This is a genomic window from Streptomyces sp. NPDC047971, from assembly GCF_040653355.1.
GTDB lineage: Bacteria > Actinomycetota > Actinomycetes > Streptomycetales > Streptomycetaceae > Streptomyces.
The window spans coordinates 1-14040 of sequence record NZ_JBEZNW010000055.1 but is presented as its reverse complement, the minus strand read 5'-3'; the positions used below and the strand labels follow the sequence as shown (position 1 = coordinate 14040).

The 14040-nt window shown below is 73.6% G+C and carries 11 protein-coding genes; 9 read left to right on the top strand and 2 right to left on the bottom strand.

Annotated elements, in window-relative coordinates; translation table 11 throughout:
* Positions 1-152: 152 nt before the first annotated feature.
* Together AB0D99_RS32665 and AB0D99_RS32660 are read left to right on the top strand one after the other, a co-directional pair.
* Positions 153-3779 (top strand): glycosyltransferase family 2 protein, encoded by a 3627-nt coding sequence (locus AB0D99_RS32665; protein ID WP_362370697.1) that lies wholly within the window; start codon positions 153-155, stop codon positions 3777-3779.
* On the top strand, positions 3776-5302 hold the full coding sequence (locus AB0D99_RS32660; RefSeq protein ID WP_362370694.1) for a DUF5719 family protein: 1527 nt from the start codon (positions 3776-3778) through the stop codon (positions 5300-5302). Before AB0D99_RS32665 ends, AB0D99_RS32660 begins: the two co-directional genes overlap by 4 nt.
* Before the next feature lie 164 nt (positions 5303-5466).
* Here the strand turns inward: AB0D99_RS32660 and AB0D99_RS32655 are convergent, their stop codons facing one another.
* On the bottom strand, positions 5467-5946 hold the full coding sequence (locus AB0D99_RS32655) for a metallopeptidase family protein (protein ID WP_362370751.1): 480 nt from the start codon (positions 5944-5946) through the stop codon (positions 5467-5469).
* A 290-nt stretch (positions 5947-6236) separates the two neighbouring features.
* Here AB0D99_RS32655 and AB0D99_RS32650 point away from each other — a divergent pair, with 290 nt between their 5' ends.
* The 6 genes from AB0D99_RS32650 to AB0D99_RS32625 all read left to right on the top strand — a co-directional run bounded on the left by AB0D99_RS32650 (position 6237) and on the right by AB0D99_RS32625 (position 12143).
* Positions 6237-6665 carry a DUF3499 domain-containing protein gene (locus AB0D99_RS32650; protein WP_362370691.1) on the top strand — a complete coding sequence of 143 codons (429 nt, stop codon included), beginning with the start codon at positions 6237-6239 and terminating at the stop codon, positions 6663-6665.
* 170 nt (positions 6666-6835) lie between these two features.
* Positions 6836-8203 (top strand): phosphomannomutase/phosphoglucomutase, encoded by a 1368-nt coding sequence (locus AB0D99_RS32645; protein ID WP_362370688.1) that lies wholly within the window; start codon positions 6836-6838, stop codon positions 8201-8203.
* Between the two features lie 150 nt (positions 8204-8353).
* Positions 8354-8536, top strand: coding sequence for a Trm112 family protein (locus AB0D99_RS32640; RefSeq protein ID WP_189550595.1), 183 nt, complete (start codon positions 8354-8356; stop codon positions 8534-8536).
* Between the two features lie 125 nt (positions 8537-8661).
* On the top strand, positions 8662-9819 hold the full coding sequence (locus AB0D99_RS32635; protein ID WP_362370685.1) for an SIS domain-containing protein: 1158 nt from the start codon (positions 8662-8664) through the stop codon (positions 9817-9819).
* A gap of 140 nt (positions 9820-9959) precedes the next feature.
* Positions 9960-11111, top strand: coding sequence for a mannose-6-phosphate isomerase, class I (gene manA / locus AB0D99_RS32630; protein ID WP_362370682.1), 1152 nt, complete (start codon positions 9960-9962; stop codon positions 11109-11111).
* Between the two features lie 66 nt (positions 11112-11177).
* On the top strand, positions 11178-12143 hold the full coding sequence (locus AB0D99_RS32625; RefSeq protein WP_362370679.1) for a cation diffusion facilitator family transporter: 966 nt from the start codon (positions 11178-11180) through the stop codon (positions 12141-12143).
* A 64-nt stretch (positions 12144-12207) separates the two neighbouring features.
* Here the strand turns inward: AB0D99_RS32625 and lepB are convergent, their stop codons facing one another.
* Positions 12208-12882, bottom strand: a complete 675-nt coding sequence (lepB, locus tag AB0D99_RS32620) for a signal peptidase I (RefSeq protein ID WP_362370676.1) — start codon at positions 12880-12882, stop codon at positions 12208-12210.
* A 388-nt stretch (positions 12883-13270) separates the two neighbouring features.
* Here lepB and AB0D99_RS32615 point away from each other — a divergent pair.
* The coding region (locus tag AB0D99_RS32615) for an adenosylhomocysteinase (RefSeq protein WP_362370673.1) at positions 13271-14040 on the top strand (770 nt) is incomplete at its 3' end.

Here is a 14040-nt window from a genome sequence, read left to right as displayed (position 1 = left end):
GCGGACCGTTCTCGCCTTCCCGTGGCGCGGCGAGCGCCCCTCATCGAGGCGCTGCGCGCCAACCCCTCCGTGTCTGCCGTTAGTGTGGGGCCCCGTCCGAGACGTACCCACGCCCCCCGCGGGCGACCCCCGGCCGGAGGGCCCGTACCTCGATGTCCTCAACTCCTGAGTTCCCGCGACACGTCGTCACCGCCGTGCTCGTCGCCCACGACGGCGCCCGCTGGCTGCCGGACGCCCTCGCCGGGCTGCTCGCCCAGGAACGCCCCGTGCAGAACGTCGTCGCCGCCGACACCGGCAGCGCAGACGACTCCGCACAGCTGCTGACCGAGGCGATCGGCGCCGACCGCGTCCTGCACCTCGCGCGCCGCACCGGCTTCGGTGCCGCGGTCGAGGAGGCCGCCCGCACCGCCCCCGTGCTCGGGCCGGAGGAACTCACCTATCTGAAGCGCCCCAGCGGCTGGGACCCGGTCAGCAGGACCTGGAGCGACGACGCCTACGACCTGCCCGAACTCCCGCACGGCGAGCCCGTGCAGTGGCTCTGGCTGCTCCACGACGACTGCGCCCCCGAGCCCGACGCGCTCACCGAGCTGCTGCGCGTCGCCGACTCGGACGCCTACGCCGCCGTCATCGGCCCCAAGCTGCGCGGGTGGTACGACCGCAAGCAGCTCCTCGAAGCCGGTGTCTCCATCGCCCGAAGCGGCCGCCGCTGGACCGGCCTCGACCGCCGCGAGCAGGACCAGGGCCAGCACGACCAGGTCCGCTCCGTCCTCTCCGTCTCCAGCGCCGGCATGCTCGTCCGCCGCGACGTCTTCGAGGAGCTCGGCGGCTTCGACCGCCGCCTGCCCCTGATGCGCGACGACGTCGACCTGTGCTGGCGCGCCCACTCCGCGGGCCACCGCGTCCTCGTCGCACCCGACGCCGTCCTGCGCCACGCCGAGGCGTCCGCCCGCGAACGCCGCACCGTCGACTGCGCGGGCCGCTCGGTCGCCAACCCGCACCGCGTCGACAAGGCCGGCGCCGTCTACACCCTGCTCGCCAACACCCGCGGCGCCGCCCTGCCCTACGTACTGATCCGGCTGGTCCTCGGCACGCTGCTGCGCACGCTCGCCTATCTCGTGGGCAAGGTGCCCGGTCAGGCCGTCGACGAGGTCATGGGCCTCTTCGCCACCCTGCTGCGCCCCGAGCGGATCCTCGCCGCCCGCAAACGCCGCAAGAACCCCGCCGTCGCCGCGGGCGAGCTGCGCCCGCTCTTCCCGCCGCCCGGCGCCACCGTCCGCGCCACCGCCGAACAGATCGTCGCGAACTTCGGCGGCTCCGACGCCGATTCCGGCGGCTCCCGCCACGGAGTCGTCGAATCCGGGCCCGGCGGCGACGACGCCGACTTCCTGGAGGTCGAGCAGTTCGCCCGGCTGAAGAAGATCGCCCGCAAGCCCGGACCGGTCCTCTTCGCCCTGCTGCTGCTCGTCTCCGTCGTGGCCTGCCGCGGCCTGTTCGGCGGAGGCTCGCTCGCGGGCGGCGCCCTGCTCCCGGCCCCCGACTCCGTATCCGAGCTGTGGGGACGGTACGCGGACGGCTGGCACGCCCTCGGCACCGGCGGCACCCAGACCGCGCCCCCCTACCTCGCCGTCCTGGCCGCGCTCTCCGCGCTCTTCCTCGGCTCCACCTCCTTCGCGCTCACCGTGCTGCTCGTCTGCTCGGTCCCGCTCGCCGGCTTCACCGCCTACTTCGCCGCGCGGCCGATCGTCGAGTCCCGGCTGCTCCGCGCCTGGGGAGCGATCGCCTACGCCTTCCTGCCCGCCGCCACCGGAGCGCTCGCCGCCGGCCGCCTCGGCACCGCCGTCCTCGCGATCCTGCTCCCGCTCATCGCCCGCGCCGCCGTCGCCGCCCACGGACTGACCGGTCAGGGCCGCGGCAGCTGGCGCGCCACCTGGGCGTACACCTTCCTGCTGACCTTCGCGACGGCGTTCACCCCGATCGTCTGGCCGCTCGCCGTCGTCCTCGGCCTCGGCGTCCTCGTCCTGCGCCGCTCCGACATCACGGCGTACGCGCTGCGCTTCCTCGCCACCGTCGGCACCCCGGTCCTCGTCCTGGCCCCCTGGTCGCTCTCCCTCCTGACCAGCCCCTCCGCGTTCCTGCGCGAGGCCGGCCTCGACATCCGTACGGGCACGGCCTCCGCGCTCGACCTGCTCGGGATCAACCCCGGCGGCCCCGGCACCACCGGCGGACTCCTCCTGGTCGGCATCGTGCTCGCCGCCCTGGCCGCGCTGCTGCGCGAGGAGCGCCAGTACGCCGTCCGCGTCGCCTGGGCCGCCGCCCTCGCGGGACTCCTCTTCGCCGTCCTCTCCAACGGCGCGGGGGGCACCGGCTGGGCAGGCCCCGCCACCCTCGTCTACGGCGCCGCCCTGCTCGCCGCCGGCATGATCGGCGCCGAGGGCGGCCGCACCCGCGTCGCCGCCCACGGCTTCGGCTGGCGCCAGCCCGTCGCCGCGCTCATCGCCTTCGCCGCCGCGCTCGGTCCCGTCGTGGCCGCCGCCGGCTGGATGATCGGCGGAGCCGACGGCCCGCTGACCCGGCGCGACCCCGTCCAGGTCCCGGCGTTCGTCGCCGAGGAGAGCGGCAACCCCGACCAGCCCCGCACCCTCGTCCTCGGCGGCACTTCGCCCGACGAGGTCGAGTACACCCTGGTCCGCGGCTCCGGCGGCCGCCTGGGCGACGCCGAACTGACCGCGGCGGCCGACGACGACCCGCGCCTGGACAAGGTCGTCGCGCACCTGGTGGCCGGCTCCGGAGCCGACCAGACCCAGGAGCTCAGCGGCTTCGCCATCCGCTACGTCCTCGTCCGCGACGGAGCACCCCGCCAGATGAGCCGCGTCCTCGACGCCACCCCCGGCCTCAGCCGGCTCAGCCAGCTCGACGGCAGCGCCCTCTGGAGCGTCGACCGCGAGCGCGTCGTCGCCCGCGCCACCATCGTCCCCGCGGCGAAGACCGCCGACGCGGCGAAGGGCACCGATGCGACGGCCAAGCCGATCGCGGTCGCCGCGGGCCCCGTCGAGGCGCACACGAAGATCCCGTCCGGCCCCGCGGGCCGCGTCCTGCGCATCGCCGACCGCGCCGACGACGGCTGGACCGCCACCCTCGACGGCAAGGACCTGAAGAAGACCACCGTCGACGGCTGGGCCCAGGGCTTCGAACTCCCCGCCGAGGGCGGCAAGCTCGACCTCACGTACGACCAGCCGCTCACCCACACCCTGTGGATCTGGGGCCAGGTCGGCCTCGCCGTCGTCCTGCTCGTCCTCGCCCTGCCCGGACGCCGCCGCGAGATCGACGACGACCTGCCCGAGGAGGAGCTCGCCATCCCCGCCCAGGCGATGGAGGGCGACGGCCGCCGGGCCCGCCGGCTGCGCGCCGCGGCCGAGGCGGAAGCCGCCGCCACGGCGGCGGACGAGGCGGCTCCCGAGCAGGAGCCGGCGCCGGTCCCGCAGGAGCAGACCTACGCCGCCGACTGGGACGGCGGGTACGACCCGGCCTACGCCCAGCAGCAACAGCAGGAGCAGTACGCCCAGCAGGGCTACTACACCGAGTACGCGGCCGACCCGTACCAGCAGCAGTACCCGCAGCAGTACGACCAGCCCTACGAGCAGCAGCAGTACGACCCGTACCAGCAGCAGGGGTACGACCAGCAGCCGCAGCAGGAGCCGTACGAGGGGCAGCAGCAGTACGACCCGTACACCTACGGCTACGAGACCGAGCAGCGTCCCGACGGGAGCAGCAACCAGTGAAGCGCACCACCCTCTCCCTGATCGCGGTCGCCACCGCCCTCGCCGCCGTCACCGGATTCGCCGCACTGACCGCGCCCGACGGCACGGTCGAGGTCCCGCCGCTCGCCACCGGGCCGATGCCGGTCGAGCGCTCCAGCCTGCTCTGCCCGGCGCCCAGCACCTCCGAGGTCGCCGAGACCGACTACACCTCGTACACCCCGGCCGGAAATGCCGCCGCCGGCGCGGCGGCCAAGGGCGACACCGCCGCGAAGGCCGAGCTGAAGCCCGCTCCGCTCGCCGCCACCCCCGGCGGCACACCGGCGGGCAAGCCCACCACCGCCAAGGCCCCGGGAACCGTCACCGAGCCGGGCAAGCCCGTCGGCGCCGAGGCGAACGGCGGCGCCGCACCCGCCCTGACCGGCGCGGCGACCGGTGCCCTCGCCCCCGGCTGGACGGTCCAGCAGACCACCGTCGTCCCGGCCGGCGGCTCGCGCGGCCTGCTCGGCGTCGCCTGCTCCGCCCCGGACACGGACTTCTGGTTCCCGGCCGCCTCCACGGCCAAGGAGCGCCAGGACTACGTCCACCTCACCAACCCCGACGACACCGCGGCCGTCGCCGACATCGAGCTGTACGGCCCCGAGGGCGCGCTCAAGTCGCAGCTGACCGAGGGCATTCCCGTCCCGGCCCACTCCAGCGTCCCCGTCCTGCTCTCCACCCTCACCGGTGAGGGCGCGAAGGCCGACGTGACCGTCCACGTCACGACCCGCAGCGGGCGCGTCGGCGCGGTCATCGGCTCCGCCGACGACAAGCTCGGCAGCGACTGGCTGCCCGCCTCGGCCGACCCGGCCGGCACCGCCGTCCTGCCCGGCATCCCCTCCGACGCGACCTCGGTGCGCCTGGTGGCGTACGCGCCGGGCGACGACGACGCCGATCTGAAGGTCCAGTTCGTCGGCGAGAACGGCACGATCGTCCCCGCGAGCGCGCAGTCCCTGCACGTGAAGTCGGGCATGACCGCGGCCGTCGACCTTCCCGACCTCACCCGCGGTGAGGCGGGGTCCCTGCTGCTCACCCCCTCGGACCCGAAGAAGAGCACCCCGATCGTGGCCGCGCTGCGCGTCGTACGCGGCAAGGGGGACAAGCAGGAGGTCGCGTTCATCCCCGCGACCGCCGCGATCACCGCCCGCGCCACCGTCGCCGACAACCGCGCGGCCGGCTCGACCCTCACGCTGACGGCGCCCGGCGCCACGGCCCAGGTCAAGGTCACGGCATCGGCGGGTACGCAGGGCGGCACGACGGTCTCCAGGACCGTCACGGTCAAGGCGGGCACGACGACGAAGGTGACCGGAGTCGTCCCGGCCGGCCTGAAGGGCTCCTACGCCCTCACGGTCGAACCCGTCGCGGGCGGAGGGCCCGTCCACGCCGCCCGCGTCCTGGAGCTGCCGCAGAACGGCATCCGGATGTTCACGATCCAGACCCTCGCGGACGACCGGGGCTCGGTGCGGGTCCCCAGGGCGAAGCAGGACCTCTCGGTCCTGGGCGGCTGAGGCCCGGGGCGGAGGCGTGGACCGCTGAGGCCGGGGGCGACGGAGGCGTGGACCGCTGAGGCCGGGGCCCGCGGCGCCGGACGACCGGTGACCGGCTGCGGCCGGGACCGCCGGTGACCGGCGGCGACGTTCCCCCGAAGGTGGCCGTCGTTCCCCCGAAGGGGTCAGTCCTGCCCGTATCGGGGGTCGACCGACTCGGGGGAGAGCCCCAGCAGCTCGGCCACCTGCTCCACCACGACCTCGTGGACGAGCATCGCCCGTTCGTCACGGCTCTTCGAGCGGATCTCGACCGGTCGCCGGTAGACGACGATCCGGGCGGGCCCGCCCTTCTCCGCGGGAGCGGCACCGCCCAGCGGCACCGACTCGCCCGGCACCGAGGGCGGCACGTCGAGAACCATGAACTCGACGTCCGCCAGCTGCGGCCAGCGCCGCTCCAGGCGCTCCACCGAGTCCAGGACGAGATCGCGGAACGTGTCGGCCCGGGTCGCGGACAACGGCACCTGCGGCGGCGCCACCGGCCCGCGCATACCGCGGCCGTGCCGGTCACGCCGGCGCGTCCGCGGCTCCACCGGAACCGGACGGGACTCCGCCGCATCGGGCTCGGGCGGAGGGGACGAGGGGTTCGGCGGCACAGGACTGTCCATCACTGACGCAGCGTAACTCTCCTCGGTGCTCCCCGACCTCGGCGCACACGGACCGCCTCACCGCGTGCCGGACCCGGACTGTCGATAGTTGAACGTTCCGGCCAGGCGCGGGCTCGTTTCCATGGGCTCCGGCGATCGGCCATCTGGCCGTGGTTGACCGGATTCCTGCCGACGGTTGTCCGGATCGATGACCGTGCCCACCCCTGTTCTCTTCCTTACGCGCAGGTCAGGACGGCCGCCCGAAGCGGACCCGTGTCCGACGTCACACCGCGACACGGTGGAGTGACCTGATGGAGAGTCGTCGCGGCCCGCTCAAGAGTGCGGTACCGTCCAACGTCGTGAGCCCTGTACGTCGCTGTTCGCGCACCGCGTGCGGCCGCCCTGCCGTCGCGACACTGACGTACGTCTATGCCGACTCGACTGCGGTCCTCGGCCCGCTCGCCACCTACGCCGAGCCCCACTGCTACGACCTGTGTGCCGAACACAGCGAGCGCCTCACCGCGCCGCGCGGCTGGGAGGTCGTGCGGCTCACCGACGGATCCGCCCCGGCCCGCCCCAGCGGCGACGACCTCGAAGCCCTCGCCAACGCGGTACGGGAAGCGGCGCGCCCCCAGCAGCGCACGGCCGAGGCCGGCGGCAAGGGCGGCGGCCGAGGAGGCGACCCGGTGGAGGTGGGCCGCCGAGGCCACCTCCGCGTCCTCCGCTCCCCCGACTCCTGAGGACGACCTTCCGCGCACGCCTCCCGGGACCACCGAGAGGCCCGTCCGGCCAGGCGCTCTGCCCTCCCTCACACGTGCCCCGGTAGGTTGGGCATCCGCACACGCCGTACACGCGTGGCACACGCGCCGCACACGCGTGCCGAGGTTCGAGGATTCAGGAGGGTTGGTCCGTGGCTGCTGATCTGTCGCAGATCGTGAAGGCGTACGACGTCCGCGGGGTGGTGCCGGATCAGTGGGACGAGACGTTCGCCGAACTGTTCGGCGCCGCGTTCGTCCAGGTGACCGGCGCGGACGCGATCGTCGTCGGCCACGACATGCGGCCCTCGTCGCCGGGCCTCTCGGGCGCCTTCGCCCGTGGCGCGGCCCGCCTCGGCGCCGATGTCACCCTGATCGGACTCTGCTCCACGGACCAGCTGTACTTCGCCTCCGGCAGCCTCGGCCTGCCGGGCGCGATGTTCACCGCCTCGCACAACCCCGCCCAGTACAACGGCATCAAGATGTGCCGGGCCGGCGCCGCGCCCGTCGGCCAGGACACCGGCCTCTCCGAGATCCGCGCTCTCGTCGAGCGCTGGACGGACGACGGCGCCCCCGAGCCCGCCGCCACGGCCGGCACGATCACCGAGCGGGACACCCTCGCCGACTACGCCGCGCACCTGAAGGCGCTGGTCGACCTCACCGCGATCCGCCCCCTGAAGGTCGTCGTGGACGCGGGCAACGGCATGGGCGGCCACACCGTCCCCACCGTCTTCGCGGGCCTCCCGCTGGACCTCGTGCCGATGTACTTCGAGCTCGACGGCACCTTCCCGAACCACGAGGCCAACCCGCTCGACCCGGCCAACATCGTCGACCTCCAGGCCCGGGTCCGGGCCGAGGGCGCCGACCTCGGCCTCGCCTTCGACGGGGACGCCGACCGCTGCTTCGTCGTCGACGAGCGCGGCGACGCGGTCGCCCCGTCCGCGATCACGGCCCTGGTCGCCGCCCGCGAGCTGGCCAAGACCCCCGGCGGCACGATCATCCACAACCTGATCACCTCCTGGTCCGTCCCCGAGGTCGTGCGCGAGCACGGCGGCTCGCCGGTCCGCACCCGCGTCGGCCACTCCTTCATCAAGGAGGAGATGGCGAAGACGGGTGCGATCTTCGGCGGCGAGCACTCCGCGCACTACTACTTCAAGGACTTCTGGAACGCCGACACGGGGATGCTCGCCGCGCTCCACGTCCTCGCCGCCCTGGGCGGCCAGGACGGCCCGCTGTCGGAGCTGGTCGCGTCGTACGACCGCTACGTCGGCTCCGGCGAGATCAACTCCACGGTCGCCGACCAGGCCGGCCGGGCCGCCGCGGTCAAGGCCGCCTACGCCGGCCAGGACGGCGTCACCCTCGACGAACTGGACGGCCTGACGGTGTCGGCGGACGACTGGTGGTTCAACCTGCGCCCCTCCAACACCGAGCCGCTGCTCCGCCTCAACGTCGAGGCCCGCGACGAGGCCACGATGGCCAAGATCCGCGACGAGGTCCTCGCGCTCGTCCGCGCGACGGCCTGACACCACGCCCCGCCCGGGACGGCCCCCTCCCCACCGGGGAGGCCCGTCCCGGAGCGGGCCGGGCGGCCGAGCCGCGCGCCCCGATTCCCGGCGGTAGGCTGACCTGGCCCAAAGGGCAGCACCACCACCGTTTGTTCGAAGGGAAACCTCATGCCGCTCGAAGCCGGCCTCCTGGAGATCCTGGCCTGCCCGGCGTGCCACGCGCCGCTGAACGACCGCACGGCGGCCGAGACCCCCGAGCTGATCTGCACGGGTGACGACTGCGGCCTCGCCTACCCGGTCCGCGACGGCATCCCCGTCCTCCTGGTGGACGAGGCCCGCCGCCCGGCGTAAGGCCGGCTCCGCCCCACCCTCGGGAAGATCCGAACCCCGGTGGGGCGGGTAGGGAACCAGAACCCGGCCGACGGCCGGGCGCACGACACCGGCCGCACCCGCACCGCCCCGCCCCCGGAGGCCCCATGCTGGACGAGACCCTCCTCGACGCACCGGACGCCCTCGCCCTCGCCGACCGCCGCGGCCTGCTCCGCGGCGCCGCCGAGGCAGGAGCGCGGGTACGGACCGCCGCCCGGCACGCCGCCGAGGCCGGCATCGCCGAACTCAGCCCGGAGGGCCGGCCGCGCTCCGTCCTCGTCGCGGGCCCCGGCACCGCCGCCGCCGGCGTCGCCGATCTGGTCGGCGCCCTCGCCGGCGCCTCCGCACCGGTCATCCGCCTCCAGCCCACCGGTGTCGCCCCCGCCGCGGGCGCCCTGCGCTGGGCCCTCCCCGGCTGGGCCGGCTCCGTGGACCTGCTCCTGATCCCGACGACCGACGGCTCCGAACCCGGACTCGCCCTCCTCGTCGAGCAGGCGTACCGCCGCGGCATCACCGTCGTCGCCGTCGCCCCCAGGAACACCCCGCTCGCCGAGGCCGTCAGCGGCCCCCGCGGGCTGCTCGTGCCCATGGCGATGGCCCCGCACGAGAGCGCCGAGGAGTACGAGGAGCGACTGGCCGCCGGCCCCGGCTCCCTGTGGGCCCTGTTCACCCCGCTCCTCGCGCTCCTCGACCGCGTCGGCCTCGTCGAAGCGCCGTCCGAGACGCTGGAGAAGGTCGCCGACCGCCTGGACCGCACGGCCGAACGCTGCGGGCCGGCCATCGCCACGTACAGCAACCCGGCCAAGACGCTCGCCGCCGAACTCGCCGACTCGCTGCCGCTGATCTGGACCGAGGGCGACGCCGCGGGGCCCGTCGGCCGCCGGTTCGCCGCCGTCCTCGCCGAACTGGCCGGACTGCCGGCGCTCGCCGCCGAACTGCCCGAGGCGCTGCCCGCCCACGGCGTGCTGCTCGCCGGCGACTACGCCGCCGGAGCCGACCCCGACGACTTCTTCCGCGACCGCGTCGACGAGGCCCAGGCCCTGCGCGCCCGGGTCGTCCTGCTGCGCGACCGCCCCGCCGACGCCGGCGGCCTGACCGCGGCGCCGGCCGCCCGCGAACTGGCACTCAGCCACGGCACGGCCATCAGCGAACTGGAGCCGGAGGAGGGCGGAGACCTGGAGACCCTCGCCGAACTCCTCGCCGTCACCGACTTCGCCGCCGTCTACCTCGCCCTCGCCTCCGCCGGCATCGCACCGCAGCACTGACCCTCGGCAACGCCCGTCCGGCCGCGTCGCGCGGTACGCGGCCGTATCCCGGAAGACCGCGCCGAGACACCCCACGGACACCACCCGCTGAGACACTCCGCCGACCCACCTCCCGCACCGAGGAAAGCTGGAATCGTTCGATGGACCGCCTCGTCAACACCGTCCGCCCCTACGCCTGGGGCTCCACGACCGCCATCCCGGACCTGCTCGGCACCACCCCCAGCGGTGAGCCCCAGGCCGAGATGTGGATGGGTGCCCACCCCGGCGCCCCGTCCCGCACGGAGCGCGGACCGCTCAACGAGGTCATCGACGCCGATCCCGAACGAGAGCTGGGCGCACCGGCCGTCGCGAAGTTCGGCCCGCGGCTGCCCTTCCTCTTCAAGGTGCTCGCGGCCGGGGCCCCGCTCTCCCTCCAGGTCCACCCCGACCTCGCCCAGGCGAAGGACGGGTTCGCCGCCGAGGAGGCGGCCGGCGTCCCGATCGACGCGCCGCAGCGCAACTACAAGGACGCCAACCACAAGCCCGAACTGATCTGCGCCCTCACGCCGTTCACCGGCCTGTGCGGCTTCCGCGACCCCGTCGAGGCCGCCGACACCATCGCCGCCCTCGGCGTCGACTCCCTCAAGCCGTACGTCGACCTGCTGCACGCCCACCCCGAAGAGGCCGCGCTGCGCGAGGTCATGACCGCCCTGCTCACCGCCGACCACGAGGAGATGGCCCACACCGTCGCCGAGGCCGCGGCAGCCGCCACCCGCCTGGGCGGCGCCCACACCCCGTACGCCACCCTCGCCCACCACTTCCCGGGCGACGCCGGCGTCATCGCCGCCATGCTGCTCAACCCGATCCAACTCCAGCCCGGCGAAGCCCTCTTCCTCGGCGCGGGCGTGCCCCACGCCTATCTCGACGGGCTCGGCGTCGAGATCATGGCCAACTCCGACAACGTGCTGCGCTGCGGACTCACCCCCAAGCACGTCGACGTACCGGAGCTGCTGAGGGTCGTCCGCTTCGAGCCGAACGACCCGGCCGTCCTGCGCCCCGAGGCGTCCCCGTCGGGCGAAGAGGTCTACGACACCCCGATCGACGAATTCCGCCTGTCCCGTTTCGTACGGGCCGAGGGCGCCGCGCCCGTCGACCTCACCACCGGCACCCCGCAGATCCTGCTCGCCGTCGCGGGCCGGCCGAAAGCGGGCGAACTGTCCCTCGCTCCCGGCGAGTCCGTCTTCGTGCCGGCGGGTGAAACGACCGAACTGTCCGGTACGGGAACGGTCTTTCGCGCCACCGTGGTCGCCTGATGCAACAATGACCGGCCGAATGGCGGCAACAGTGCCGGGGCACCGACGAAGGGAACACGTACACCCATGAGCGCGTCAGGCGGAACCAAGGCGATCGTGGCGGCACTCGCCGCGAACCTCGCGATCGCGGTAGCCAAGTTCGTGGCGTTCCTCTTCAGCGGTTCGTCCTCGATGCTGGCCGAAAGCGTCCACTCGCTCGCCGACTCCGGCAACCAGGGGCTCCTGCTCCTCGGCGGCAAGAAGGCCAAGCGCGAGGCGACCCCGCAGCACCCCTTCGGCTACGGCCGCGAGCGCTACATCTACGCCTTCCTCGTCTCGATCGTGCTCTTCTCCGTCGGTGGCATGTTCGCCATCTACGAGGGCTACGAGAAGATCAAGCACCCGCACGCGATCGAGGCCTGGTACTGGCCGGTCGGCGTCCTCGTCTTCGCGATCATCGCCGAGACCTTCTCCTTCCGTACGGCCATCAAGGAGTCGAACGCGGTCCGCGGGACCCAGTCCTGGAAGGAGTTCGTGCGCCGCGCGAAGGCCCCCGAGCTTCCCGTCGTCCTCCTGGAGGACCTCGGCGCGCTCGTCGGCCTCTTCCTCGCCCTCGGCGGCGTCGGCCTCGCGCTCCTCACCGGTGACGGCATCTGGGACGGCATCGGCACCCTCTGCATCGGTGTCCTGCTCATCCTGATCGCGATCGTCCTCGCCGCCGAGACCAAGTCGCTGCTGCTCGGCGAGTCCGCCGGCATCGAGGACGTGCGGAAGATCGAGGCCGCGGTCGTCGACGGCGAGACCGTCACCCGCCTGATCCACATGCGCACGCTCCACCTCGGCCCCGAGGAGCTCCTCGTCGCCGCCAAGATCGCCGTCCGCACCGACGAGACGGCCGCCCAGATCGCTGCGGCCATCAACGCGGCGGAAGAGCGCATCCGCACGGCCGTCCCGATCGCCCGCGTCATCTACCTGGAGCCGGACGTCTACGACGAGTCGGCCGCGGCGGCCGGCGTCAACCCGGCCAAGGCCCCGGGCGGCCCGGGCCACTGACGGGACGCGAGCCCCGGCGTGACGAACGAGGCCCCCGGGACCGACACGGTCCCGGGGGCTTCTTTCATCCCTGCGGGGAAGGAACCCGCGGAGAAGGCGCGGGGACCGGCTTGGGCCGACGGCCGACCAGCCACCCGGCGAGCCCGCAGCCGAACCCGGTCAGCGCCGCGCCGATACCCAGGAACGCTCCGAGGCCGATGACGTAGATGACGGCCTCGTTGTCGTGCGTCCTTTCGAGGACGGCATCGGCGGGAACGGTCCCCCCGTTCCCCTCGTCACGGAAGTAGCGGGAGTCCAGGGAGTTCCCCCGGTTGTCGCCGAGGAGGAACAACCGCCCCTCGGGCACCTTCACGTCGTAGACCTGCGTCGTGTCCCCTACCGGGTCGCCCCCGGAGAGGTACGACTCCACCAGCGGCTCGCCGTTGAGGAACACCCGCCGACCGTCAGAGTTCACCCGGTCGCCGCCGACCCCGATCACCCGCTGCATGATCGGAGCACCGACCTCGGGGTAGCGCTCGGGCAGGTTGTAGAGGACCACGTCCCCACGCCGCACATCCGCCGCGTCGACCATCTCGGTGTAGGCGGTGTCGCCCCTGGTGTAGGTCGGACTCATCGAGTCCGAGGCGACCTTGTGGGCGCTGTACCCGTACACCCCCGTCAGCACCGCCCCCACCAGCAGCAGTATCCCCACGGGCAGCAGCACCCACCCCGTGATCCGCAGTCCCCGCCCCGGTCTCATCCGCCCCACTCCCTCGTTCTCGCCCACCCGCCCGGCCGCGAACGGCCAGGACCGACGTGATCATCCGTGCAGGGCCCGCACCCTACCCGGAGGGGGTGTCAGCCCCGCCCGGACCGCGTCCCGGGGGCTTGTCGAGGCCGGAACCGGCCTAATCCCGGGCTCGGGCGGACTGTGGGTCGCTGCGCTGATCGGTGTAGATTCGTGACCAGCCAGACGTCGCTGCTGATGGCGGTCGGGCGGTCCCACGCGGGCCGGCCGAGGGAGAGAGGGCCTCCGACGACTGCACCGCGGGATCACCCCGGGCATTCGTATGCCCACGCGACCCCAGACGCGGTGTCAGGCGCCTCACACGACCCTCGAACCCGATCTCACGAGGAGCAGCACAGTCATGACGACTGCCGCCACCCAGCAGGACTTCAAGGTCGCCGACCTGTCCCTTGCCGCCTTCGGCCGCAAGGAGATCACCCTCGCCGAGCACGAGATGCCCGGCCTGATGTCGATCCGCCGCGAGTACGCCGAGCAGCAGCCCCTCGCCGGCGCCCGCATCACCGGCTCCCTGCACATGACCGTGCAGACCGCCGTCCTCATCGAGACCCTGGTCGCCCTCGGCGCCGAGGTCCGCTGGGCCTCCTGCAACATCTTCTCCACCCAGGACCACGCCGCCGCGGCCATCGCCGTCGGCCCGAACGGCACCCCCGAGGCCCCTGCCGGCGTCCCGGTCTTCGCCTGGAAGGGCGAGACCCTGGAGGAGTACTGGTGGTGCACGGAGCAGGCCCTGACCTGGCCGAACACGCCCACCGGCGGCCCGAACATGATCCTGGACGACGGCGGTGACGCCACCCTCCTCGTCCACAAGGGCGTCGAGTTCGAGAAGGCCGGCTCCGCTCCGGACCCGTCCACCGCGGACAGCGAGGAGTACGGCCACATCCTCCGTCTCCTCAACCGCACCCTCGGCGAGAACCCGCAGAAGTGGACCCAGCTCGCGTCCGAGATCCGCGGCGTGACCGAGGAGACCACGACCGGTGTCCACCGCCTGTACGAGATGCACCAGGCCGGCACCCTCCTCTTCCCGGCGATCAACGTGAACGACGCCGTGACGAAGTCGAAGTTCGACAACAAGTACGGCTGCCGCCACTCCCTGATCGACGGCATCAACCG